Annotated in this window: 21 protein-coding genes; 11 read left to right on the top strand and 10 right to left on the bottom strand. The window is 70.6% G+C overall.

Annotated features, from left to right (window positions below):
- Positions 1-9: 9 nt before the first annotated feature.
- Positions 10-429 (bottom strand): zinc-binding dehydrogenase, encoded by a 420-nt coding sequence (locus ACWDEW_RS34360; RefSeq protein ID WP_450518113.1) that lies wholly within the window; start codon positions 427-429, stop codon positions 10-12.
- 149 nt (positions 430-578) lie between these two features.
- Here ACWDEW_RS34360 and ACWDEW_RS34355 point away from each other — a divergent pair, with 149 nt between their 5' ends.
- Together ACWDEW_RS34355 and ACWDEW_RS34350 are read left to right on the top strand one after the other, a co-directional pair.
- Positions 579-1,109, top strand: a complete 531-nt coding sequence (locus tag ACWDEW_RS34355; RefSeq protein ID WP_450518111.1) for a glycoside hydrolase family 9 protein — start codon at positions 579-581, stop codon at positions 1,107-1,109.
- A 72-nt stretch (positions 1,110-1,181) separates the two neighbouring features.
- Positions 1,182-1,517 (top strand): hypothetical protein, encoded by a 336-nt coding sequence (locus ACWDEW_RS34350; RefSeq protein WP_450518109.1) that lies wholly within the window; start codon positions 1,182-1,184, stop codon positions 1,515-1,517.
- A gap of 55 nt (positions 1,518-1,572) precedes the next feature.
- Here the strand turns inward: ACWDEW_RS34350 and ACWDEW_RS34345 are convergent, their stop codons facing one another.
- The gene (locus ACWDEW_RS34345; protein WP_450518107.1) at positions 1,573-4,455 is read right to left on the bottom strand and encodes an alpha-L-rhamnosidase-related protein; all 2,883 of its coding nucleotides are present in this window, start codon (positions 4,453-4,455) and stop codon (positions 1,573-1,575) included.
- Positions 4,456-4,795: 340 nt separating this feature from the next.
- Here ACWDEW_RS34345 and ACWDEW_RS34340 point away from each other — a divergent pair, with 340 nt between their 5' ends.
- Positions 4,796-6,670: a glycoside hydrolase family 76 protein gene (locus tag ACWDEW_RS34340; RefSeq protein WP_450518105.1), complete on the top strand. Its 1,875-nt coding sequence runs from the start codon at positions 4,796-4,798 to the stop codon at positions 6,668-6,670.
- Between the two features lie 140 nt (positions 6,671-6,810).
- Here the strand turns inward: ACWDEW_RS34340 and ACWDEW_RS34335 are convergent, their stop codons facing one another.
- From ACWDEW_RS34335 to ACWDEW_RS34315, 5 genes are all read right to left on the bottom strand, one after another.
- A complete protein-coding gene (locus ACWDEW_RS34335) occupies positions 6,811-7,791 on the bottom strand; it encodes an N-acetylglucosamine kinase (RefSeq protein WP_450518103.1) in 981 nt (326 codons plus the stop codon).
- Entirely contained in the window at positions 7,791-9,038 is a 1,248-nt protein-coding gene (locus tag ACWDEW_RS34330) for a 6-phospho-beta-glucosidase (protein WP_450518101.1), read from the bottom strand. The genes ACWDEW_RS34335 and ACWDEW_RS34330 overlap by 1 nt, the downstream gene beginning before the upstream one ends.
- Entirely contained in the window at positions 9,035-9,937 is a 903-nt protein-coding gene (locus tag ACWDEW_RS34325; protein ID WP_450518100.1) for a carbohydrate ABC transporter permease, read from the bottom strand. Before ACWDEW_RS34325 ends, ACWDEW_RS34330 begins: the two co-directional genes overlap by 4 nt.
- Positions 9,938-10,040: 103 nt before the next feature.
- Positions 10,041-10,991, bottom strand: a complete 951-nt coding sequence (locus ACWDEW_RS34320) for a carbohydrate ABC transporter permease (protein ID WP_450518098.1) — start codon at positions 10,989-10,991, stop codon at positions 10,041-10,043.
- A 5-nt stretch (positions 10,992-10,996) separates the two neighbouring features.
- Positions 10,997-12,370 carry an ABC transporter substrate-binding protein gene (locus ACWDEW_RS34315; protein ID WP_450518096.1) on the bottom strand — a complete coding sequence of 458 codons (1,374 nt, stop codon included), beginning with the start codon at positions 12,368-12,370 and terminating at the stop codon, positions 10,997-10,999.
- A 134-nt stretch (positions 12,371-12,504) separates the two neighbouring features.
- Between ACWDEW_RS34315 and ACWDEW_RS34310 the strand changes: the two genes are divergently transcribed.
- Together ACWDEW_RS34310 and ACWDEW_RS34305 are read left to right on the top strand one after the other, a co-directional pair.
- Positions 12,505-13,332, top strand: a complete 828-nt coding sequence (locus ACWDEW_RS34310) for a GntR family transcriptional regulator (protein ID WP_450518094.1) — start codon at positions 12,505-12,507, stop codon at positions 13,330-13,332.
- Positions 13,333-13,438: 106 nt separating this feature from the next.
- Positions 13,439-14,512, top strand: a complete 1,074-nt coding sequence (locus tag ACWDEW_RS34305; protein WP_450518092.1) for a glycosyl hydrolase family 18 protein — start codon at positions 13,439-13,441, stop codon at positions 14,510-14,512.
- A 93-nt stretch (positions 14,513-14,605) separates the two neighbouring features.
- Here ACWDEW_RS34305 and ACWDEW_RS34300 read toward each other — a convergent pair whose 3' ends face one another.
- Both ACWDEW_RS34300 and ACWDEW_RS34295 read right to left on the bottom strand, forming a co-directional pair.
- Entirely contained in the window at positions 14,606-16,225 is a 1,620-nt protein-coding gene (locus tag ACWDEW_RS34300) for an MFS transporter (protein ID WP_450518090.1), read from the bottom strand.
- A complete protein-coding gene (locus ACWDEW_RS34295) occupies positions 16,222-16,962 on the bottom strand; it encodes an amidohydrolase family protein (protein ID WP_450518088.1) in 741 nt (246 codons plus the stop codon). The genes ACWDEW_RS34300 and ACWDEW_RS34295 overlap by 4 nt, the downstream gene beginning before the upstream one ends.
- A 116-nt stretch (positions 16,963-17,078) precedes the next feature.
- Between ACWDEW_RS34295 and ACWDEW_RS34290 the strand changes: the two genes are divergently transcribed.
- The 3 genes from ACWDEW_RS34290 (at position 17,079) to ACWDEW_RS34280 (ending at position 19,632) form a co-directional block, all read left to right on the top strand.
- A complete protein-coding gene (locus ACWDEW_RS34290) occupies positions 17,079-18,023 on the top strand; it encodes a LysR family transcriptional regulator (protein ID WP_450518086.1) in 945 nt (314 codons plus the stop codon).
- A gap of 104 nt (positions 18,024-18,127) precedes the next feature.
- Positions 18,128-18,865: a YoaK family protein gene (locus ACWDEW_RS34285; protein ID WP_450518084.1), complete on the top strand. Its 738-nt coding sequence runs from the start codon at positions 18,128-18,130 to the stop codon at positions 18,863-18,865.
- Positions 18,862-19,632: an MIP/aquaporin family protein gene (locus tag ACWDEW_RS34280; protein ID WP_450518082.1), complete on the top strand. Its 771-nt coding sequence runs from the start codon at positions 18,862-18,864 to the stop codon at positions 19,630-19,632. The genes ACWDEW_RS34285 and ACWDEW_RS34280 overlap by 4 nt, the downstream gene beginning before the upstream one ends.
- Before the next feature lie 69 nt (positions 19,633-19,701).
- On the opposite strand, the gene ACWDEW_RS34275 is transcribed toward ACWDEW_RS34280, so the two are convergent.
- A complete protein-coding gene (locus ACWDEW_RS34275) occupies positions 19,702-20,823 on the bottom strand; it encodes a hypothetical protein (RefSeq protein ID WP_450518080.1) in 1,122 nt (373 codons plus the stop codon).
- 128 nt (positions 20,824-20,951) lie between these two features.
- Here ACWDEW_RS34275 and ACWDEW_RS34270 point away from each other — a divergent pair, with 128 nt between their 5' ends.
- Genes ACWDEW_RS34270 through ACWDEW_RS34260 form a run of 3 tightly spaced genes read left to right on the top strand, consistent with a single transcriptional unit; the run spans position 20,952 to position 24,034 of the window.
- The gene (locus ACWDEW_RS34270) at positions 20,952-23,180 is read left to right on the top strand and encodes a TIR domain-containing protein (RefSeq protein ID WP_450518078.1); all 2,229 of its coding nucleotides are present in this window, start codon (positions 20,952-20,954) and stop codon (positions 23,178-23,180) included.
- Positions 23,177-23,491 carry a RyR domain-containing protein gene (locus ACWDEW_RS34265; protein ID WP_450518076.1) on the top strand — a complete coding sequence of 105 codons (315 nt, stop codon included), beginning with the start codon at positions 23,177-23,179 and terminating at the stop codon, positions 23,489-23,491. The genes ACWDEW_RS34270 and ACWDEW_RS34265 overlap by 4 nt, the downstream gene beginning before the upstream one ends.
- Positions 23,492-23,503: 12 nt before the next feature.
- The gene (locus ACWDEW_RS34260; RefSeq protein WP_450518075.1) at positions 23,504-24,034 is read left to right on the top strand and encodes a hypothetical protein; all 531 of its coding nucleotides are present in this window, start codon (positions 23,504-23,506) and stop codon (positions 24,032-24,034) included.
- Positions 24,035-24,115: the final 81 nt, after the last annotated feature.

Raw genomic sequence — 24,115 nt, 5'->3', positions numbered from 1 at the left:
GAAGTGGGGTCAGGCGTCAACGGTGCGGAGTTCGTCGGTGAGGGCGGCGCGTTCGTCCGGTGGGACCAGGACGAGCACGATCTTCCCGCGGCTGTGGCGGCGCTGCACCTGCTGGTAGGCCTCCTGGACCTCCTCCAGCGGATACACCTCGCTGATGTGGACGGTGAGCAGTCCCTTGGAGACCAGTTCGGCGAGTTCGGCGACCAGTTGAGGGGTGAACACGTCCTCCTGCGCGCGGCTGCGTACGCCGTGGCGGGCGACGGCGCGGCCGTCGGCCAGGGTGTTGATGCGCCGCGGGGGCACGCCGAGTTCGACGGCGATGTCGACGTTGCCCTGTCCGAAGGTGTCGACGAAGGCGTCGATGCCGTCGGGTGCCGCGGGCCCGCAGCCGGGCGGCGAGGCCGGGTCCGTGTTCGACGGGGACGGCACCGAGGGAGCGCAGGAAGTCGGCGTTGTGCGGTCCCGCGGTGCCGATGACCTTCGCGCCGCGCAGCCGGGCCGGCTGGCCGGCGAGGGAGCCGCCCCCGCCGGCCGCGCCGGACACCGGCCGGTGTTCCGGGCCAACACGCGGCGACAGTTTGGAGGACGGGGTCGAGCGGGCCGGGCACGATCCGTTCGGCGCGGGCGCGGTCTACGACGACTTCGACGCCGTACCGCACACCTTCGGTCTGGTGGCCACGGCCCGTCTCTACGCCAGGGCGACCGGGGACACCGGCTTCGCGGCCTTCGCCGGGCGGCAGCGGGGCTGGGCGCTCGGCGCCAACCCGTGGGGCGCCAGTTTCATGATCGGCGCGGGTGAGGTCTATCCGCACTGCCCGGAGCATCAGTTGGCCAACCTGCGCGGCAGCCTCGACGGCAAGGGCGCGATCCTGCGCGGCGCGGTGGTCAACGGCCCCAACGCGGCCGACAAACCGACCGACTTGAACGGCTTCTCGACCATGAAGAAGTGCACCACCGGTCCACCGAGCGGAACCTGGACCGATTTCGACGGCAAGGGTTCGCGGTACGTGGACGACGTGGGCGCCTGGCAGACGGTGGAGCCCTCGCTGGACTTCACCACGACGGCCCTGCTGGCCTTCGCCCTGACGGCGCAGGACGACGACGAGTGACCGGGCTCCCGAGTCTCTGAGTCTCCTCAAGTCGCTTGGCCGACACAGGACATGACGGCCAGTCTGTCCTCCATGACTGGAATCGCGGGACTGGGCAGGAAGAACACCTTCGTGCTGACCGTCCGGGACACGGACGTGATCGCGGCGGCCCTGCGTCAGGCACTGGCCGGGGCCACTCCCGAGGAGCGCCCCGGCCTGGAACGCGCCGCCGCACTCGTCGAGTCCACCGCGGCCGCCGACGAAGGCCGGCTGCGGGCCCGTTGGGTCCGCTCCCGGCTGACCGCGGCGGGCTTCACCGGGGACCTCGCCTCGGTCGCGGCGGTGCGGGCACTGCGGCAGGCGGAGCCGGGGCTGAGCCTGCTGGCAGCGGTGCAGCTCCAGAAGGAGGCGGTGGCGCACCCGGAGTGATCCGGCGGCCCCCGGACACGCAGGGAGGCGGGGGCCGCCGGAGGTGTCGGGCCGCTCAGGGCGTGAGGTAGCAGGACTTGCTCACGTTGGGCAGCGGGTCGGAGCCGAAGGCCGCCGTCGTGCAGCCCGTACCGCCGCTGAAGGTCTTGTAGAGGTAGCGGCCCCGGGCGCCGTAGGCGACGGTCTGCTGTCCGCTGAAGGAGCAAGCGCCGCCTTCCGCCGAGCAGTTGGTGGCGTAGCCGACCGGGCCACCGGTGGCGGTGTAACAGGCCTTCGACTCACCGGAGATGGGGTCGCCGAACGTGGCGTCGGTGCACGCCGTGTCGCCGGTCGCGGTGGCCGTGGTGAATGCTCCGTAGGCGCCGTACATCACAGGCTGTCCCGCCACCGCCGCACACGTCCCGTTCTGGTCGGCGCACTTGGTCCAGCCACCGGCCGGGGCGCCTGCGGGCGGCAGGTAGCAGGACTTGGCGACGCCGTCGACGGGATCGCCGAAGTGGGCGTTGGAGCAGTCCACGGAGCCGTTGGTGACCTGGTGGACGAAGTTGCCGTTGGCTCCGTAGGCGACGTCACGGTTGTAGCCGGGCACGGCGCAGGTGCCGCCCTCGGCCGCGCAGGCGGTGTAGCCGGGCGGGCCGCCCGCGTCGGCGACGTAGCAGGACTTGACGAGGTTCGCGGCCGGGTCGCCGCCGAAGGAGTCGTTGGAGCAGGCGGTGCTGCTGGTCACGGTCTTGTACGTGTACGTTCCGGCGCCGTAGGCCACCGAGCGGGTGCCGCTGAAGGAGCAGGTGCCGCCCTCGCCCGCGCACCGGGTGTAGCCCGCGCGCAGGGCGCCGGTGCCGGGTTCGGTGGGCGGTGCCGGGTTGCCGAGGCCGGTGGCGGAGACGGTGTAGTTGCCGGGGGCGACGCCGGTGAGGTAGACGTAGGTGTCGTCCTGGCTGCCGCCGGTGATGCCGGAGGTGGGTGTGAAGGCTCCGTCGCTCCAGACGGTCGCGCCGTTCGCGGTCACCGTGATGTTGCCGCCGAGCTTGGGGACGCCGATCCGGCCGGTGCTGCCGGACGGGCTGGAGAGGGTGGCCGAGTAGGTGCCGGCCGAGGCATTCCGGGACCAGGAGGCATTGATCGCTCCCTGGGGCATGGTGATGCGGCCCTGGGCACTGGTCAGGTCGCCGGGGTGCGGGACGAAGCGGTAGGCGCCGGTCGCCGATTCGGGCGCGGTGCCGAGCACGTCGAAGGTGAGCGTGGAGGTGGGCGCGGTGGACCAGCCGTGCGCCAGGCTCATGAACGAACCGCCGTACGCGAGACCGCCGTCGGACCGGATGCCCTCCCAGAACGTGCTCTTGGTGCCGATGTCGCTGTCGAGCATGTGGCCCCAGGTGCGGCGGATCTGGTCCAGGGCGGTGTAGTCGTCGTTGGCGGTGAAGCGCGCGTTGAGCTCCATGCCGCCGGCGAACGGCGAGACGTTGCCGCCCCACTCGGGCGTGGTGGGGCCGTAGGTGCCCCAGTTGTTGCCGAGCCCGGCGATGATGCTCTTGGACTTGGCCGTGGAGTCGCTCAACCCGTACCAGACGGCGAGGGAGTTGCCGTCCTGCGGGTAGAGGCCGCTGGTCGGGTTGTCCTTGTACATGCCCTTGGCGGCGTCCCACAGCCGGGAGTTGGCCGCGGCTTTGATGGCGTCGGCCTTGCTGTTCCAGCTCGCCGCAAGGGCGCTGTCGCCCTCGACCGCGGCGAGGGTCGCGCCGCCCCTGAGGGCGCCGTAGAGCAGCGCGTTGGCGGAGATGTTCTCGCCGCCCTGGCCGACCCGGGCCCAGTCCTGGGTGCGGGTCACGTTGAGCAGGTTGTTGCCGTCGATCTTGTTGGTGATGAAGGCCATCCCCCGCTTGTAGTTGGACCATTCGGAGTCCAGCCACGACCGGTCGGCGGTGTACGTGTAGTACGTGGACGTCCCCAGCAGCGTCCAGGTGTGGTACGTGTCCGAGCCGGTGAGGTTGAACGGCGGCCCGGACCACGGGATTTCACCCGCCGACGACTGCGCGTTGTACATCGTGGTGAGCGCGTTGCGGGTCGAGGTGAGGTCGTTGGAGTACGCGTACTGCGTGGGGACGGCGATGCCCATGTCGCCGGGCCACACCGTACGGTCGCGCTTCGCCCCGTCGACCAGAACGGAGTCGCCCACACCGACGGTGGCGCCGTTGTCCCAGGCCGAGGAGGGCGGCGGCCAGGCGCGGCCCTGGTTGGAGGCGATGGTGTTCAACTGCACGGTGTAGGCCCCGGCGTACCAGATGCGGTTGAGCAACTCGTCGCTGGAGGTGAAGTAGTTGGCGTAGTCGGCCGGGTTGGACTTCCCCGGCGCCGCGGTGAAGTTGAGGCTGACGCCCGTGAGGTCCACCCAGCCCGAGCTGTCCAGGAAGACGGTCAAGTAGCGGAAACCGCCACGGAGTTGGGCGGCGGGCACGGTGTAGGTGCCGTTGGCGCTCGGCGTGGCGTAGAGGGCGCCGTCCTCGCCGTCGCGGCCGCTGCTGCGGTCGCTGTTGTTGCCCACGTACAGGGACGACTCGCTGAAGGCCAGGCCGACGCGCTGCCCGCTGGAGCTGGTGCTGCCGAATGACAACGTTACCAAGCCGCCGACCTCTTTCCCGAAGTCGAGCGTGACGGCGGACTGCGAGCCGGAGATCCGGGTCGCCTGTCCGTTCAGCACGTTCGTCGGGTTCGCGACGCTGCCGGAGGTGCGGTAGACGGCGGTCGGCTTGAGGGTGCGCGAGGTCGGCGAGTAGTTCACGGCGTCAAGTGCCGCCTTGGAGACGGGTGTTGCGCTCGTGGGCGCCGCCCCGGCGGACAGCGCCGGGGTCACGGCCAGCGCGGCGGCCACCACCACGGTGAGCCCGACCAGGCGCCCCGGTCTGGGCTTTCGGTTCCGCGCTGGCCTGCGACGGCGCATGAGTGCCTCCCGGATCGGTGGGGGAACCAGCCGCCCAACTGGACAACCAGGATGATGAATCGATTCAACTCGATCGATCGCAGAAGCCTGGAGCTGGAGAAGCGACGGGTGCGCGAGATGACTCGCCGAAGTTCGCACCGATGATGGGCGCAGGGACAGCGGGTGTCAACCCATCGCGACAGCCTTCAACTCCCGTGCAAAAAGCGCACCTTACGACATTGACAGGGCCGCACCAAGCCGGTTCACTGCGTCGAGTGCGGGTAGAGGTATGGACCTTTGATCCAAAGCTGAATCCATTCACACCCGGCGTCCCCCATCGTGAAATCGAGGCGAGTTTCCGGTGTCCCTACATGGCTTCGACATCGTTGTCAGACCACGGTTCCTCAGCTTTCTCCCGAGCTTTCTCCTGACGGCCGCCCTCGCGTTCGTGGCGCTCGTCCCGGCCGCGCCGCCGGCGTCCGCCGCGACGCAGGTGTGCGTCCTGGCCTGTGACACGCTGGATCCTTCGCAGGCCAAACAGGAAACGTTTCCAGTGCCGGACAAGACGCTCAACGGCCGGCGGGTGCAGCTCCATGTCTCCGACGCGGACGACATGGCGTGGGCCAGCATCGACAACGGCTCCACCGGTGACGCGGTCTGGTTGGACCGGTCCTGGGACGGCGGCGCCACCTGGGACGGACTGCTCGGCAAGGCGAGCATCCCGAGCACCTGGACCGGCACCCGCACGCTGATGTACAACATCACCGACCCGCGCAACCACAAGCGCGGCCTGGTCCGGGCCTGCGGCGACGCGGCCGGCGTGGGCTGCACGAACTGGGTCTACCCCACCGTCTGCGACACCCTCTGCGACGGCACGAGCGCGGGCCAGGCGGCGGGCGACGACCAGCCGGTGCCGTCGACCACCCTGTACGGCCGCACGATCCGGCTGCATGTGGACCAGAAGAACGCGATGGCCTGGGCGAGCATCGACACGGGCGGCGCCGGCGACGAGATCTGGTTGGACCGTTCCTGGGACGGCGGTGCGACCTGGCCGGACGGCTCCTCCCTCGGCCGTACCAGCACCCCGTCCGGGGCCACCACCACCCGCACCACGATGTACGCCACCCGCGATCCGCGCGGTCTGCTCTACGGCGGCGCGGTCCGCGCCTGCGGCCGGGAGGCGAGCCACAACGAGGGCAGCTGCACGGCGTGGTACCGGCCCGTGCCGAGCAGGGGGCGCGCCGCGGCGGACACGCTCATGACGTCGTACGACCCCTACAACGGCTGGTGGCCCAGCAGTTGGTGGAACTCGGCGGCCACCCTCACCTCCGTCGTCGACTTCGCGAAGACCACCGGCACCCACGACTACGACTGGATCATCGCCCGCACCTTCGACCAGAACAAGGGTGTCTTCCCGGCCGGGACGCGCAGTTCGGACGCGATCGAGGGAAACTTCATCAGCCGGTCCATCGACGACTCGGGCTGGTGGGCGATCGCGTGGATCGACGCGTACGACTACACGCACGACGCGCGCTATCTCAACGAGGCCGTCACCATCGCCAATTACATCCAGCTGTACTGGGACACCGGCACCTGCAGCGGCGGGGTGTGGTGGGACCGGGAGAAGACCTACAAGAACGCGGTGACCAACGGGCAGTACCTGTGGCTGACCACCGCGCTGCACCAGCGGATCGCGGGTGACGCCGTGTGGCTCCAGCGGGCGAGGACCTCGGCCGCCTGGTACAAGGCGAGCGGGATGATCAACTCCTCGGGTCTGGTCAACGACGGACTGTCCTCGTCCTGCGCCAACAACGGTTCCACCGTTTGGAGTTACAACCAGGGTCTGGCCATCGGCGCCTTCACCGAACTGTGGAGGACGACCGGCGACAGCTCGCTGCTGACCACCGCGAAGACCCTGGCGAACGCCGCGATCAGCAGCTCCCAACTGACCGTCGGCGGGGTGCTCACCGAGTCCTGCGACGTGGGCTCGGCGTCCTGCGACGACAACCAGAAGCAGTTCAAGGGCATCTTCTTGCGGAACTTCGCCGACCTCGCGAACGTGACCGGCTCCAGCACCTACCGCGCCTACATCCAGAAACAGGCCGACACCCTGTGGGCGCAGGACCGGTCCGACCTCAACGTGCTCGGCGAACGCTGGGCGGGCACCGCTCCGAACCAGAACGACTGGCGTACGCAGGCCGGCGCGCTGGAGGCGCTGACGGCCGCCGCGGGCTGAGCGGTCGCGGGCTGGGTGCGGGGCACCTGGAGCAGCGGCAGGCCTGGTCACGTCGCCCGGACGCGACCAGGCCTGCCGTGGAGCAGCCACCCACGCGGGGTGCGCGGTGCGGCTCGGGGCGCGCTACCGGTCGTGGCGGATCACCGGAACCCGGCGCGGAGTCGGGCCTCCGCCCCGGGAGCCGCTCGCGGATGGAGGTCCAGGGCCGCCAACGCGGCGCCGAGCAGAGGTTGTTGGGTGCACACCACCGGGCGGACGTCCGGGACCGCTGCCCTGAGTCGCTGTTCGACGTCGTCGAGGAGGGCCCGGTGGCCGGCCGCCAGCACGCTGCCGCCGAGGACCACTTCGGGCTCCGGGGCGGTGGCGAGCTGGAGGCGGCACAGGACGGTCAGGGCCATTCTCGCGATCTCCGCGGCAAGGCGTTCGACGAGTTCGGTAGCGATCCCGTCGCCGTCGTCGCGGGCCGCGAAGACCGCCGGGCACAGTTCGCTCAGCCGGAGCGCGGCCAGGTCGCCGCTGTGCAGGGCGGCGGTGACGTCGGCGACCGTGGCGAGGCCGAAGTGCCCGGTCACCGCGGCCCGCAGCGCGGTCGGTTCGCCCCGGCCGTCCTCCGCCCGGGCCGCGTGCCACAGCGCCGAGGTGCCCATGTCGATGCCGCCGCCCCAGTCCCCGGAGATCCGGCCGAGCGCGGCGAAGCCGGTGGTCCGGCCGTCGGGTGCGACGCCGACGCAGTTGATGCCGGTGCCGCAGACCACGCCGACGCCCCAAGGCCGGCGGGCCCCGGCGCGCAGGACGGCGTAGGAGTCGTTGTCGACGCGCTGGGTGACGGCCCAGCGGCGGGCGCCGACGGCCTCGCGCAGCCCCTTGACCTCGTGCGGGAGATCGGCACCGGCGAGGAAGGCGGTGATGCCGTCCACCACGGTCTCGGCGCCGACACCTGCCTCGGCCATGGCCTTGGCGCGCAGGCCGGCGAGGACGTCCATGGCCGCGTCGAGGCCCACCGCCTGCGGGCGGAATCCGCCGCCCCGGGCGCGGCCCAGGATCGTACCGTCCGTGGTCAGCAGGGCCACGTCGGTCTTGGAGTTGCCGCCGTCGAAGGCCAGCAGCAGATCCGAACTCATCAGGCCCACCACAGGTGTTGGCGATTGGCGGCGACGAGCTTCGCCGCCAACTCCTCGGCGACGGAGACCTGTCCGACCAGGGGGTGCGCGAGCAGCGCGGTCGCGACCCGGTCGACTCCGCCGTGCAGGGCGGCTTCCAGGGCGAGTTCCTCGTACGCCGTCACATGCGCGATCAGTCCGGCGAACAGCGGCTCTACGGCGGTGACGGGCAAGGGAGTTGCGCCGTGCGCGCCGATGCGGGAGGGGACCTCGATGACGGCGTCGTCGGGGAGGAAGGGCAGGGCGCCGTTGTTGCGGACGTTGGCGACGCGGACGTCGCCGGTGTCGGTGGTGAGGGCCTGGACGAGTTGGACGGCGGCTTCGGAGTAGTAGGCGCCGCCGCGTTTGTCGAGGAGGGCGGGCTTCTCGGTGAGGGCCGGGTCGTCATACGTCTTCAGCAAGTCGCTTTCCATCGACGCCACTTGCTCGGCGCGGGACGGCTCGGTGAGCTGTTCGCGCAGGACCTCGTCGTGGGCGTAGTAGTAGCGCAGGTAGTAGGAGGGGACGACGCCGAGGCGGCGGACCACGTCGAGGGGCATGCGCAGCCGGTCGGCGAGGGCCTGGCCGTGTTCGTCCAGGAGGCGCGGCAGGACGTCGACGCCGTCGAGCCGTACGCTCCGTTCCCAGGTCAGGTGGTTGAGGCCGACGTGGTCGAGGGTGATCCGCTCGGGGTCGACGCCGAGCCAGTCGGCGAAGGTGCGCTGGAAGCCGATGGCCACGTTGCACAGGCCGACCGCCTTGTGGCCGGCGTCGAGGAGGGCGCGGGTGACGATGCCGACCGGGTTGGTGAAGTCGACGATCCAGGCGTTCGGGGCGCGCTTGGCGACCCGTTCGGCGAGGTCGAGGACGACAGGGACGGTGCGTAGCGCCTTGGCCAGCCCGCCCGCGCCGGTGGTTTCCTGGCCGATGCAGCCGCACTCGTGCGGGAGGGTCTCGTCGACGTGCCGGGCGGCCTGGCCGCCGATGCGGAGCTGGAAGAGAACGGCGTCGGTGCCGTCGATGCCGGCGTCCGGGTCCGCGGTGGTGGTGATCTTCGCGGGGCTGCCCTGGCGGGCCAGGATGCGGCGGGCGAACGGGGCGATGACGTCGAGCCGTTCGGGGTCGGGGTCGACGAGGGCGATCTCGGTGACGGGCAGTCCCAACCGGGCGAATCCGTCGACCAGTTCGGGGGTGTACGTGGATCCGCCGCCGACAACGGTGATCTTCAACCTTTGACTCCTGTCAGTGTGACGCCCTCGATGAATGCCTTTTGCGCGAAGAAGAAGACGATGATCACCGGCGCCGTCGCGATGAGGGTCGCGGCCATGGTGAGGTTCCACTGCACCGCGTGGGAGGTCTTGAAGGTGGCCAGGCCCAGGGCCAGGGTCCAGTGGGCGGGCGTCTCGCCGGTGTAGATGAGGGGCCCGTAGTAGTCGTTCCAGGCGTTGAAGAAGGAGAACAGGCCGACCGCGACGAGCGCGGGGCGCATCATCGGCAGCACCACCCGGGTGAGGACGCGCAGTTCGCCGCAGCCGTCGACGCGGGCCGCGTTGAGGTAGTCCTCGGGGACGGTGAGCAGGAACTGCCGCAGCAGGAACACCGAGAAGGCGTCCCCGAACAGGGAGGGGAGGACCAACGGCCAGATGGTGCCGGTGAGATGGAGCCGGGCCCACATCAAGTACATCGGGATGACGAGGACTTGGGGCGGCAGCATCATCATGGTGATGACGCAGAGGAACGCGGTGTTGCGGCCCTTGAAGCGGAGTCGGGCCAGCGCGTAGGCGATGGGGACGCTGGAGAGCAGGGTGGCGGCGGTGGCGGCGACCGCGTAGAGCACGGTGTTGAGCAGCCAGGTGCCGACGGGTGCGGTGGCGAAGACGGTGTGGTAGTTGGACCACTGCCAGTGGTGGGGCCACAGGTTCGTGGTGAGGGACTGGCCGTCGGTCATGACGGACGTCAGGAAGATGAACACGATCGGGCCGATGAAGGCGCAGGCCAGGCCGACGGCGACGGCGTGTTCGGCGATCCAGACCAGCTTGCGCCGCCGGCTCGCCCGGCCTCGTGCGGCCTGGTGGGGTGATGCGGCGCGGGTCTGGCGGGTGGGCGCGGGGGCGTAGGTGGTCGTCATCGCGGCGGCTCATCGGTGGCCAAGTCCCTTGCTGTCGCGGCGACTTCCCGCGTGGCCGAGTCCTTTGCCGTCAGGGTGACTTCTGGATGAGCGGAGCGGTACGTCATCGCGGTGCCTCCTCGATGTCGAAGCCGGAGGCGCGGCGGAGCAGGACGACGGTGAAGGCCATCGCCACCACGAAGAGCACCACGGCCAGCGCGCAGGCGTAGCCCGCGTGGAACTGGTTGAAGCCGGCGATGTAGAGCTGCTGCGGGAAGGTGAGGGTGGAGCCGTCCGGGTAGCCGGGCGCGGGCTGGATGTTGCCGTTGGCGACCTGTGAGGCGACCATCGCCTGGGTGAAGTACTGGAGTCCGGCGATCACCCCGGTGACGGTCGCGAACAGTACGACCGGTGAGATCGTGGGCAGGGTGACGTAGCGGAAGCGGTGCCAGGAGCCGGCGCCGTCCAGTTCGGCGGCCTCGTACAACTCGGCGGGGACTTCCAGCAGGGCGGCCAGGAAGATGACCATCATGGTGCCGCTGACCCACAGGGCGAGCAGGGTCAGGGCGGGTTTGGACCAGCCCGGCGAGTTGAACCACAGCGGTCCATGGATGCCGAGCAGGCCCAGGATCCGGTTCACCGGGCCCGAGTTGGGGTTGAACATGCAGACGAAGGCGACGGTCGCGGCGACCGGCGGGGCGAGCGCGGGCAGATAGAACAGGGTGCGGAAGACGCTCGCCCCGGCCTTGAGGCGGGCGGTGACCATGGCCACACCGAGGGCGAAGAGCACCTGGGCCGGGACCATGACGGCGACGAGCCAGCCGGTGTTGCGGATCGCCTGCCAGATCAGCGGGTCGCCGTCCAGCAGATAGCGGTAGTTGCGCAGGCCGACGAAACGGGCCGGGGAGATCATGTTGGAGTTGGTGAAGGACAGCCAGACCGTCATCACCAGGGGGTAGACCAGGAAGACGGCGAAGCCGACCAGGCCGGGCGCGAGGAAGAGCAGGACGCGCAGCCGGTTGCGGCGGAGGCGTGACCTCAACGGCGCCGGTGCCAGGTGGAGTTGGGTGGCCATGACGGTCACTGCCCCAGCTGGAGCGCTGCGTTGTTCTGCTTGTCGACGGCGGCGAGACCGGCCTTCAGGCCGGATACGGAGCCGCTCTGCCACTTCTCCACGAAGTGACCGAAGTTGGTGAGATAGGCGCCACCGTCACCGCTCGCCGGAGTGGTGCTGGTGAGCGGGTTCTTGAACACCTGGAGGAACGGCGCGAAGCGCGGGTCCTTGGAGAGCCCCAGCGTGGGCGAGTCGAGCGCGGCCTTGGTGGTGGGGACGTTGCCGATGGCGTCGGCCAGGGTGGTCAGCGCGTCGGTGTCGGTGGTGAGGAATTTGATCAACTTCCAGGCGGCGCCAGGGTGCTTGGCGCCGCGCGGCATGCCGATCACGTTGCCGCCGACGTAACCGGCGCCGTACAGCTGGGACTTGCCGTCGGCGGCGGGCATCACCGCGGTGCCGTAGTCGATGTCGGCCTTGTCGTTCTTGATGAACGAGTTGCGCCACTCGCCGTCCACCATCATGGCCAGCTTGCCGGTCTCGAAGGCGTTCTGGGCGGAGAACTCGTCGCCCATGCCGGCCTTGAAGGTGACCAGCTTCTTCGCACCGAACCAGTCGACCAGGCTCTTCTGCCAGGTCAGCGCCTGCGCGAAGGCGGGGTCGCCGCCGACGTTGGACTGGCCGTCGGCGGTGAGCCACTTGCCGCCCCAGCTGGGGACGAGGTGCTCGGTGAGCATCTCGTAGCCGCCGAGGTAGGGCATGAACCCGGCGGTCTTGATGGAGCCGTCCGCGTTGAAGGTGGTCAACTTCTTGGTGTCCGCCGCCAGTTCGGACATGGTTTTGGGCGGGGAGGTTATCCCGGCCTTCGCGAACAGCTTCTTGTTGTAGTACAGGCCGAAGGTGTCGGCGAGCCAGGGCATGGTGCAGCGCTTGCCGCCGAAGGCGGTGTACGACTGGACAGCCTTCGGGATCTGGGACATGTCGACGTGGTCGGCCTTGATGTCCGGGTTGAGGTCCTGGAACGCTCCACTGGAACACCAGCCGCCGACGTTCGCCGCGTTGAACGAGGACGCCACGTCGGGCGCGGTGCCGCCGCGGATGGCCTGGTTGACCTTGTCGTCGGTCTGGGCGGCGACGGCCTTGACCGTGATGTAGGGGTACTTCTTGTGGAACTTGGCGAGCACGGCGTTCACCGAGGTGATCTCGTGCGGGGAGCTGAGACCGTGCCAGAAGGTGATGGTGACGGGCATGGTGTCGTCGGCGCCGGTGTCCGCCTTCGACGTGGTGCCGCCGGTGGTGCATGCTGCGGCCAGCAGGGCCGTGGCCGCGAGGAGCGACGCGGCGACGGTACGGCGGGGGCGGCGGGTGGTGCGGGTGACGGGTCCGCCACGGGACTCGGACATGGAACCTCCGGCGAATTCGCTTACCACTTATTGACCAGTGGCACATGTTGGGGCACTATTTGGGGACTGTCAAGCAAGCAATTCGGAAGTCACCTGCACAGAAGATGAACCACTGGTAAAGAAAGTTGGTAGGAATGGTCAGTGGTGAGAGCCGTTGGGAGAAGCGGGAACGCATCCGCACCCACCTCCTCGACCTGATCGAGGAGACCGGGACCGGACGCCCCCTCCCGGGCGAACGACAGCTGTGCGAGGAACTCGGGGTCTCCCGCCCCACGTTGCGCGCGGTGGTCGACGACTTCGTCCGGGACGGTCTGCTGGTGCGGGAGCACGGGCGCGGTGTGTTCGTCGCCCGGGCCAAGGTCGCCCAGCACCTCAGCGGCTCCCCCGGACAGCCGCAGACGCTGGGTGTCGGCGGGGTGGACGGCACCTGGGCCGGCCGCACGCTGGACTTCAAGACCGTCGCCGCGGGGCCCCGGATCGGCCGCCGGCTGGGCATCGCGCCCAGCGAGCTGATCCTGCGGATCCTGCGGCTGCGGACGGTGGACGGCGACCCGATGTGTGTCGAGACGCTGCACGTGCCGCACGCGCTGGTACCCGGTCTGACCGCCCGCGACCTGGAGACCGACTCCTTCTACCGGCTGCTCGGCCGCCGCTACCAGATCCTGCTGACCGACGCCGCGCAGAGCATCGAACCGACCGTGGTCGACGAGTGGGAGTCCGAACTCCTCGGCGTGTCCGTGCACACCCCCGCCCTGCTGTTCGAACGGGCGGCCAGGGACGCCGAGGGCCGGGTGGTCGAGTTCACCCGCTCCGTCTACCGGGGTGACCGCTACCGCATCTTCACCAGGCTGTCCCTGGCCGGCCGTCCCGACGGCGGGCGCGTCGTCGACGGCTCCTGGTCGGCCGCCACCACCGTCCCCGGCGCCGACACCCTGGCCTTCGACCCCTACTGGAGCAACTGACCGCTCCTGTCCCCCAGTTCACCGCGCCGACCCCCGGCCGACGCGGCGATCCCGCACGCCCTTCTCCCTGCCCTCCCATGTCGATCCCCACCAGAAAGGACCGCCCATGTTCCGTCACGCACTCACCGTGACCGGCGTCGTGGCCTCCACGGTCACCACGCTGCTCGCCTGTACGGCCTCGGTCCCGGCCGGCGCCGGCCCCTCCGCGACCTCCGGCGTCCAGCTCCAGACCTGGCTGTACCCCGGCTCGACGGGCGACTCCACCTGCACCGCCAGGAGCGAGTACGCCGACAACAGGGTGAAGAACGGGGCCCTCAACCCCGAGTACTGGTCGGTCGGCAGCAACGGCGCGGTCACCCTGGAGACCACCGCCAACGGCACCTGCAACACCTACAGCGCGGCCAACGTCGCCGACCTCAAGGCGCACTCCGCCTACCAGTACCCCACGCTCTCCGGCATGACCACCGCCGACGTCCACGCCCTGGTCAGCACCAACGCCAAACGGACGGCCGCCGTCTCCAAGGTCACCTCCCTCGTCGGCGACGCCGGGCTCAGCGGCGTCGACGTCGACCTGGAGGACTACTGGTCCTGGAGCACCGCCGACTTCGCCAACTACAAGACGTTCCTGAGGCAGTTGGCGACGGCCCTGCACGCCAAGGGCAAGCGTCTCCAGGTCGACGCTCCGGCGATGACGGAGGACGCAGCGTTCTACGACTACGCGGCGGTGGCCGCCACCGGAGTGGACGACGTGGTGATCATGGCGTACGACGAGGAGTTCGACACCGCATCCGGGGCCCGCTGCCTGCCCATCAGCCCCTACGACTGGCTGAAGAAGGTCACCAAGTACGCGCAGAGCAAGGTCACCGACCCCAACCGCCTGATCATCGGGCTGCCCTCCTACGGCTACAGCGCCCCCGACCCCTGCGACCTCAACTCCGTGACGGGCAACATCCAGTTCAGCGACATGAAGAAGAGCCCCGGCTTCTCCAGCGACCCGACGACCGTGGAGAGCCGCCGGGACGCGTCCTCGGGCGAGATCCGCTGGACCTCCGGCGGTGTCCTCTACGACTACGTCGACAGCGTCGCCATGGACCGCAAGCTCGCCGTCCTCAAGGGCCTCGGCGTCACCAAGGTCTCGGTGTGGTCGCTGGGCGGCGGGAACCCCTGGTTCTCCAACTGATCCGAGTACGCGTTCGGGGTGCTCCCAGGAGCACCCCGAACTCCCGCACGGGGTGTCCGGGCCGCGCCTCTCCCGGGTGTCCCGCACCCGCCTTCAGGCGGTCGCTGAGGCGTCGAAGGCGTGCGTCACCTCGGGACTCGTGCCGGGCAGGAGCAGGGCGCGGGCCTTGTCCTCGAAGGCGCGGTCGGTGGTGGTGAGGCGGTTGTGGTGCTGGGCGAGGTGTTCGGCCCAGGAACCGACGAGGTAGTTCTCGATGAACCGGCCGGGTTCGTTGCCGTCCTGGAAGAGTCCCCAGGTGAGCGCGCCGGTCCGGCGGCGGGAACGGGCCACGTTGTCCATCGCCTCGACGAACGCGGGACTGTCGTCCGGTGCGACGCGGTAGACCACGGAGACCAGCACCGGCCCGTCGGAAGGGCCGGGCACGAAGACCAGCGGCGGGGTGGGCCAGTGGTCGGAGAGCGTGGGGTCGATGCCCTCCATGCCGTAGAGCCGCCAGCGGCGGAGGCTGAGCGCGCTCAGCAGCATGACGGCGGCGCCGATGAGGAGGGCCGTGGTGAGGCCCAGCCATTGGACCAGGGCGCCCCACACGGGGGCGGCGAGTGCCTGGCCGCCCTGGAAGACCAGCAGGTAGACGGCGAGGCCGCGGGCCCGGACCCAGCCCGGCAGCCGGGTCTGCATCGCCGCGTTGAGGGTGGACAGGACGCCGATCCAGGCGACTCCGGCGGGCAGCAGCACGAGGACCGCGAGCCAGGTGATGTGCGCGGTGGCGAGGACCAGCAGGACGAGGGCGAACACGACGGCGCCGACGGCCAGGATACCGTTGATGCCCAGGCGTTCCCGCAGCCACGGCAGGGCGAACGCGCCGCCCACCGCGCCGAACCCGACCGCGCCGAGCAGCAGGCCGTAGCCGCCCGACCCCATCCCGAGCGCGTCGGCGGCGATCAGCGGGAGCAGGGACCACAGTGCCGCCGCGCCGGGGATGAACAGGGCGGTGCGCAGCAGGACGCGCCGGATGCCTGGAGCGTTCCAAACGTAGCGGCGGCCCGCGTACAGCGCGGTCAGCAGTCGTTCGCGCTCGGCGGCGGGGACGGTCGTCCTCGGGCGGTGCCACAGCAGCAGTACGGCGGCGATCCCGAGGAAGGACAGCGCGTTGAAGCCGAAGACCCACCCCGCCCCGGCCGCGGCGACCACGACACCGCCGAGCGCGGGACCGACCGCCCGCGCGAGGTTCATGTTCACCGCGCCCAGCGCGGACGCCTGCCCCAGTTGCTCTCGCTCCACCAACTCCGGCTGGATGGCCTGCCACGACGGCCCCATCAGCGCCGTACCGCAGCCGAGGAGGAAGGTCAGGGCGAGCAGCGGCACGGCGGACAGCGCGTCCGCGAAGGCGAGCGCGGTCAGCACCGCCGACACGGCGAACATCGCGAACTGCGCGACCAACAGCAGCCCCCGCCGGTCGAACCGGTCGGCGAGGACGCCCGAGGGCAGCGCCAGCAGCACGATCGGCAGACTCGACGCCGTCTGCACCAGGGTGACCATGGTCGCCCCGTGCCCGAGCAGCAGCCACTGGGCGCCGACCGTCTGCATCCAGGTGCCGATGTTCGACACGAACTGGGCGATCCACAGAGCCCGGAACACGGGGCGGGCCAACGGTGCCCAGGCCGAGGCCGATCGCGCGGTGCCCCCGGTCGTCGTACTGGCGCTGGCGCTCATGGTGCTGCTCCGGAGGGTGAAGTGGACGGTCGGGAATGAAGGTACGCCAGCCGGTCGGAAGCAACCGTCCAACGGGTCGAGCGCACCGCCGAGTTGGTGCGGCACGGACGGTACGTGGTCGAAGTCGCCGCGCCGTTCGCGCCAGGCGCGCTGCTCCTCGGAGTCGGTGGCCGCGTCGGTGAGGGCACGGGCCTGCCGTACGCCCGTCGCCGCCTGGAAGCCGCCGAAGCGGGCGACCGGGCTCCAGGCGGGGCTGATCTCCGGGAGCGGGGTGGCGATGTTCTCGTAATCCCCGCCGCGTGCACGACCTTGCCGCCCGCCACCGTCACCAGGGACTCGATGCGGTCGATGTCCTCGTCGGCGACGGAGAAGTAGTCCGCGGACAGGATCGCCAGGTCGCCGCACTTGCCCTCGGTGATGGTGCCCTTGACGTCGGCCTCGCCGGTCAGGTGGGCGCCCGCGCTCGTGTACATCTCCTTGAGGCCGGGGATCACCCGGCGGCCGAGCGCGTCCACGACGCGAGTGTCCGGGCCGATGTGCGGGGCCACGGTCGCGTCGTGCCCGACGGCACCGAAGACACCGTCGGTGATGGCCACGGCGGAGGCCGCCGCGCGGGCGGGGTCGCCGGTGTGGATGCGACCGTTGCGGACGACGAGTTGCGCGGGGTGCCGGACCCCGTCGTGGGGCCGTATGCCGCCCACGGGCATGGTGCTGCCCACGGGCATGCTGCTGGACACGTCGGCTCCTGAGAGGTCGGTCGGCTGGTGGCGTCTCGACGGTAGGTTTGCGAAGATGGATCGGTCCAACACATGGTTCTGCTGGAATCGATCGGCCAGACGGATGGATGTGACTCATGGACCTGCGCCACCTGAGGTACTTCCTCGCCGTTGCCGAGTCCCGCAACTTCACGCAGGCGGCGGCCAGTTGCTATGTCGCGCAGTCCGCCCTGAGTCAGCAGATCGCCCGCCTTGAGAAGGACGTGGGCGCCCGGCTGTTCAGCCGCACCAGCCGTTCCGTACGGCTCACGGCCGCCGGCGAGCTCCTCGAACCGCTGGCCCGCCGCATCCTCGCCGACGTCGACAACGCGCAGGCGGCCCTCGACGCGCTCTCCGGGCTGCGGCGCGGGCGGCTGCGTCTTGGACTGGTCCAAACGCGCGCCTCCTCGGTCGACCTGGTCGAGGTCATGGCCGACTACCACGCCCGCTACCCGGGCATCGACTTCCATGTGACCAACGCGCCCAGCGCACAGATGGCCGCGTCGGTCCTGGCCGGTGACCTCGACATCGCGATCGTGGGCCTTGGACCGCGCCAAGTCCCGGAAGGGCTGGACCACTTGGTGCTGGCCGTCGACCCGCTGGTGCTGATCGTGCCGGCCGGTCACGCCCTGGCCGACCGCGACACCGTCGACCTCGCGGACCTGCCGGAGAGCCACCAGCTCATCCAGTTCACTCGGGGCAGCGGACTGCGCCGCCAGGTGGAGGCGGCCTTCGCGCGCGCCGGGGTGGAACCCGGCCAGCACTTCCAGGTCGGGCAGATCCACGACATGGTCCGGCTGGCCGCGCGGGGCATCGGCGTGACGGTCGTCCCGCGCTCGTCCGTGTTCACCGGCTCCGCGCCGGGCACCGGCCCCCAGGACTCCCTGCCGTACGGCGCCCGCGCGCTCCGGATCGCGGACGAGGCGGCCGTGCACACCATCTGCGCGGTCCACGACAGCAAGCGGCTGGCGCCGGCCGCCGCCGCGTTCCTCGAAGTGGTGGAGCGGCACGCGGTCGGCGGCCGGGGTGATCAATCGGCGTGACAGATCGCTGCGTCCGCATCCACATGTTGGACGGAACGCTCCCGTGGGGCGAGGCTCGTAGGGAGCCGCGAGACCGGGAGACCTCCAGCGATGGGAGCACTGCCATGTCCGCCGTACTGCGGGACGCGTGGGCCACGGTCGTCCCCGACATGAAGGACCGGCACGGCCCGCTCCCTCCCCTGATGCTCGGGCTCACGGTGGTGACCGGGCTCGTGGACGCCTTCAGCTATCTCGTCCTGGGCCATGTCTTCGTCGCCAACATGACCGGCAACGTCGTCTTCTCCGGCTTCGCGATCGCCGGCGCGGCCGGCTTCTCGCTTGTCGCGTCCCTCGCCGCGCTGGCCGCGTTCGCCGCGGGTGCCCTGCTCGGCGGCCGGCTCGCCCACGGGGCCGGCGCCCACCGGGGACGCGTTCTGCACCTGGCGCTGCTGCTGGAGACGGCCCTGGTCCTGGCGGCGTACGTGGTCGCGCAGACCACCGACACCGCGCACCCGAGTGGAGCGGTCCAATACACCCGGATCGCGCTCCTCGGCCTCGCGATGGGCGTGCAGAACGCCACCGCCCGCGCCCTGGCCGTACCCGATCTGACCACGACCGTGCTGACGCTCACCATCACCGGAGTGGCGGCGGACAGCCGGCTCGCGGGCGGCAAGGGCAGCAGGATCGGCCGCCGGCTGCTGTCGGCCGCGGCGATGTTCGCGGGCGGTCTGGCCGGTGCCGTGGCCGTCGAGCACGGCGGCCGGGCCCTGCCCCTGGTGTTCGCCGCGCTGCTCCTGGTGGCGGCCTCCGCCACCGCGTTCGCACTGACCCGCTCCGACGCCTCGTGGACGAAGCCGATGTGACCGCGAACCGCCGCACGCTGCACTCGGCCCTCCTCGAACTCGCCCTGACCGCAGTGATGTTGTTCGTCGTGGCGACGACGGTCCGCTGGTTGATGGGAACCCTCGACCCGGCGGCGGGCGGCTGGTGGAACGTTCCAGAGGGCCGGCTCGCCGCCGTGGCCCCGCCCTCCGGCTACACGGTCACCGCCGTGATGCTCTCCCCCTGGGGCCGGGCGACCGGCGGCCACATCAACCCGGCGATCACCCTCGCGATGTGGCGCTACGGCCGCACGCCGGGCCGCGAGGTCGCGCCGTTCATCGCGGGACAGTTGATCGGTTCCCTGCTCGGCATCGGGGCCGGACGACTGGTGTGGGGCCCGGTGTTCGCCTCCCCCGCCGTGGACTTCGCCGTCATCAGGCCTGCTCCCGGCTGGAGTTGGGCGGCAGTGGCCGCCGTCGAGGCCGCCACGATGTTCGTGATCGTCGCCGTCGCCGGAATCGGCGTCTCCAGCCGCCGGCTCGGCCCGTTCACCCCTTGGGCGGTCGGCACGATGATCGCCGCACAGATCATCGCCTTCGGCACCCTGTCCGGCGGAATCGCCAACCCTGCAAGGGAGTTCGGCCCGGCACTGTTCTCCGGAGACCTCTCCCTCCTGCCGGTCTATCTGCTCGCCCCTCCGCTCGGGGCGCTCGCGGCGACGGTCGTGATCAACCGGGTCAGCATCCGCCGCCGCACCCCCGCACGGACACCGGGCGACCGCGCACCGGCCCCGGCTCCACACCCGTAGACGTACGCTTCCGCGAGACGGAAGACCCATTGCCGCACCCCACGCGCGCAGTTGGAACGGCCGTACCGCTCAGGCGCGCGGACCGTCGGCGTTCGAGGGTCGGGACGCGCCGGGCGCCAGCGGGTCGGGCGGGAGGACGGACGGCGGGCCCGCCGCGCCGGTGCGCAGCCGCTCGTAGACCAGGTCGAAGGTGAAGCCCGCGGTGAAGCCGAGCGGAATGGTGAAGAACAGCAGTCGGCGCACGTCCAGATGGTCGAGGAGGGTGGGGACGGTCAGCAGCTGGGAGGCGAAGTAGAGCAGGACAGAGACCAGTCCGGCGCCCAGTCCCCGTACCGCCGCGCGCCCCCAACGCACGTCGTTCTCGAAGGAGTTGCGCAGGATCGCGCCCGCGGCGGAGGCCACCAGCGGGGCGCCCACCAGGACCAGCAGGTCCAGGGCGCCCGCCTGCCGCGACTGCCGGGCCGTCACCAGGGCCGCGAGGGAGACCAGCATGCACACGGCCGCCGCGGCGAGTCCCCTGGCCGACCGCCGGGCCGCCGTACGTTCGTCCCGCGCGCGTTCCGCGAGGGTGCGCAGCCTGCGTTCCCGCTGTCTGAGCAGACAGGCGACCAGCCGGGAGGCGGACACCAAGGACCAGTTGTCGCCCATCAGGCGGATGTCGGAGTCGTCCGCGTCGTTGCGGACCTTGTCGAAGTTGATCCAGACCTGGCCGGCTCCGCCGCCGAACGCGGCGACCGTCACCAGCGGCAGACGCTGCGACAGGGCGATGATCCCGGCCACCCTGGTGGACTGGCCGCCGCCCATCAGCAACACTCCGTCGCAGGTCAGCAGGGTGTGGTAGAAGGCCACCTCCCACTCGCCGCTGCTGTCGCGGAGGATCTCCAGGCTGGCGTGGGCATCCGGTGCCAGGCCGAAGTCGACGTCGCTGTGGCGCGGCGGGAAGGCCGCCACCCGGCCGGGCTGCGCCTCGGTGCAGGCGTCCGCGTATCCGGCCACGACATCGGTCTCGATGTACTCGGAGCTGCTGGAGAAGACAGCCAGATCACAGCCGGCCCGGGCGAGTTCTCTGCCCAGCTGCCGGCAGGCCTCGGGAGCGAGATCGGTGGCCCTGAGGGGGTGGGAGAAGTCTCGATAAGGGTCGGCGCTGCCGATGACGGCTATGAGAGGACGCGCGGAGTGCGGCGAAGTCATGTGCCAGTCTAGGCAGTTGCCTCAGTTGTGTCTCGACTGGTTCAGCGCGTTTTCGCCGCATTTTATGGAGTTCGGGGTGTAGCCGGGGGCGTGCGGGGGGATGGGTGAGCCGACGGTGGGGAGAAGTGATGGCAGGCGTCGACCGGATACCGGCCTATTTCAGTCACAGCTACTGGGCAGAGGACCGGGAGCTGAACGAATACTTCTGGAACCTCTTCTGGAACGAGGGTTTCACCTTCGCGGTCGACCCGAAGACCAATCCCCTCTCGCCCACCCATCTGGAACTGATGATGGATCAGAGCGCCTGCTTCGTCGGCGTGGTGACTCACCGTCAGGAGGAACGCCGGTACCGTGCCTCGCCCTTCATGGTGCACGAGCACGACCTCGCGCTCCAGGCGAGAAAGCCCAGGCTCGTGTTCATGGAGACCGGTGTGTCGGCCGGGTTCTTCCCGGTGGCCGACGAGCAGCGCATCGTGTTCAGCCGCCGCCAACTCCCCGCCGCCGGCGAGGTGAAGCCCGCGATCGCGCGTCTCACCAGCCGGAGCGGTCCGACCGGCGGCGCCGCCAAGGGACTGCTCGGCACGGTCGGACTGATCCTGCCCGACGACCCCGCGTACCGGGCCGCCGAGCCGCTCATCCGGCGGGCGGTCGAGGACGTCGGATACCGCGCCCGCACCATCAGCCTCGAGTTCGAGGATCTCTTCGAGTTCCTGCTCGCCGTCGACGGATGCGACTTCGTCGTCGTCGACGTCGCCTCCCCGCACGCGGTGCCCTGGGTCTTCCCCGAGCTGAGCGGCCGCTTCCGGCCGACCCTCAAACTGATCCACGATCCACCCGATGGCAGATACATGCCGCAGCCGTCGAAACTGGTGAGCGGAGCCGCCCTCCGAGCAGCCGAGCCGGCGGACCGCATCACGGTCCACTGGAGCCACCCGGAGGAACTCGCCGGCCGGATTCAGGACCTGGTGGCCCGGTTCTACCAGCCGCGGCTGGAGTTCGAGACCTACGAGGAGGGCGTCGGATACTTCCGCAGCCTCGGCCGCGCACAGGGCACCATCTTCCTCAGCAATGCCCGCGGGGACGACGCGCTGGCTCAGCGCATCGGCCGCAGCCTCGAACTACAGAACCTGTCGTACTTCCACTACCTGCGCCGCAACACCATCGAGCTCGGCGCCGACTGGCGTAGCCAGCTGTACGCGAACGTGGCCGCGTGCCGGGTGTTCCTGCCGCTCATCAGCCAGCACTACTGGGAGAGCGAGTACTGCCGGGAGGAGTACGACATCGCCGAACGGCTGCGCGCCGACGGTCGGCTGGTGATCCTGCCGTACTTCCTCGGCCCCGGCGTGGCGCGGCAGGTCAGCTTCCAGGGCCGGGCCGTCGGGCACCTCTCCCAGGACGAACAGGTCGCCGTCATCAGCCGTGACGTGGACAACGAGTTCGTCGAGCGCCGCCGGCTGGAGGACCGCGGCGTCGCGGCCGGGGAGCGCGGTGCCGCGACCCGCGCGCCCGCCGCGGGACGCCGGTGCGACATCGCGCTCGTCACGCTCCTGCCCGAGACCCATGAGGCGCTGCGCCGGCATCTGGAGACCTCCGGCGCGCACACCGAGACCGCACTGCACGGCACGGGATGCGCATGGCTGCGCACCAGCGTCCGGGCCGTGGGCCGCAGCAGCGCCTACGAGGTGGTGGTGGCGCAGCCCTGCGCCGGCCGCGACGGGGTCGGCAACGCCGTAGCCGCCACGATCGAGGAGTACCAGCCCGAGACGGTGGTCTTCGTCGGAGCCTGCTGCGCCGTCGCCCCCGACCTCGCCCCCGGCGACGTGGTGATCTCCAGCCGACTGCACGGCTACACGCACGACGAACTGGAACAGAGCTGCCGGCCCCGCCCCGACCACAGCCACCTGGCCCACGAAGGGGTGGCCGCGCTCGGTGACAGCATGCGTCTCAACTACACCTACTGGACCGAGAAGGTGTACGAGCGCCCGCCCGGCGGTCCCCGGAGCACCGCACCGCGTGTCGTGGTCGGCCCGATCGCCTCGGGGGACGCGCCCGTCGGCGGCAGCGGGGACCCGGCCCTGCGGCCGGTGCTCGACGCCTGGCCGGGGCTGGCCGCCGTCGAGCTCGGGGGTGCGGACGCGGCGGGTGCCGTCACCCGGACCCGCAGGGCCGGCCGGACTCATGTGTCGTTCTCGATGGTGTGCGCAGTGGCCGGCACCGCCACCGAGGGCATCTCCGTCAACTCGGCTCGGCCGGAGCTGGAGAAGGCCTGGAAGCAGTACGCAGCCGACGTGGCCGCCACCCTGGTCCTGGAAGCGATCCGGTTGGCATGGCCCAGTCCGCCCAGGAGGGACGGATGATACGACGGGACAGACGGCAGCCGTGGACGCCCCCACCTCCCAGCACCGTGGACGTGAAGGTCCCCGACAGTCTGCACGCCCTGATCGAGATCCTCGCGGAGGAGGCCCACGACAACTGGGCTCGCCAGCGTCTGTCCGAGGGCTGGCGGTACGGGCGCCGGTTGAGCCGGCGACGCAGAACACACCCCCTGCTGGTCCCGTACTCCGCGCTGACCCGTGCGCAGCAGGAGGCGGACCGGGTGGTGGCCATGGGGTCGGTGAAGGTGATCCTCCGTCACGGGTACACCCTCCAGGAGCCCGCCGGCCGGTGAAAGGGGCGCTCCATGACGACCATCGCGGTGACCGGGCACATCGACCTGACGGAAAAGACCTCCGCCCTGGTGCGCACCGCCCTGGACGAACTGCTGCGGAGCTATGCCGCCGACGGAGAACTGGTCGGGGTCTCCTGTCTCGCCAGGGGCGCCGACTCCCTCTTCGCGGAGGCCGTGCTCGCCGCCGGCGGCCGACTGGCTGTCGTCATCCCCTCCCGGGACTACCGGCACACCCGGGTGCGGCCCGAACACGCGCCGCTGTTCGACCAGTTGGTCGAGGCCGCCCACGACATCGTCGTCCTGCCGATCGAGACCGGCGGCAGGCAGGCCTACGAGGCGGCGAACAGCGTCCTCGTGGAACGTGCCGACCGGCTCGTCGCCGTCTGGGACGGCACTCCGCCCACCGGAAGAGGGGGCGGCACCGCCGACACGGTGCTCGAAGCCCTCGCGGCGGGCGTCCCGGTCGACGTGGTGTGGCCCGACGGGGCCGAGCGCACCCGCCGGGAGCGCCACAGGGGTGCCACCGGTGGGTGCGCGAGCTGACCAGCTCTTCACGGAAGTCCTTCCGTCTGGCAGAAGCCGCCTTGCGGAGCCCCCGCCGGCGTCAGGACGCTGACTGCAACC

This window comes from Streptomyces sp. NPDC001100 (assembly GCF_053598575.1).
Note: the sequence above shows the minus strand (reverse complement) of the source record. Positions and strands in the feature narration are given on the sequence as shown.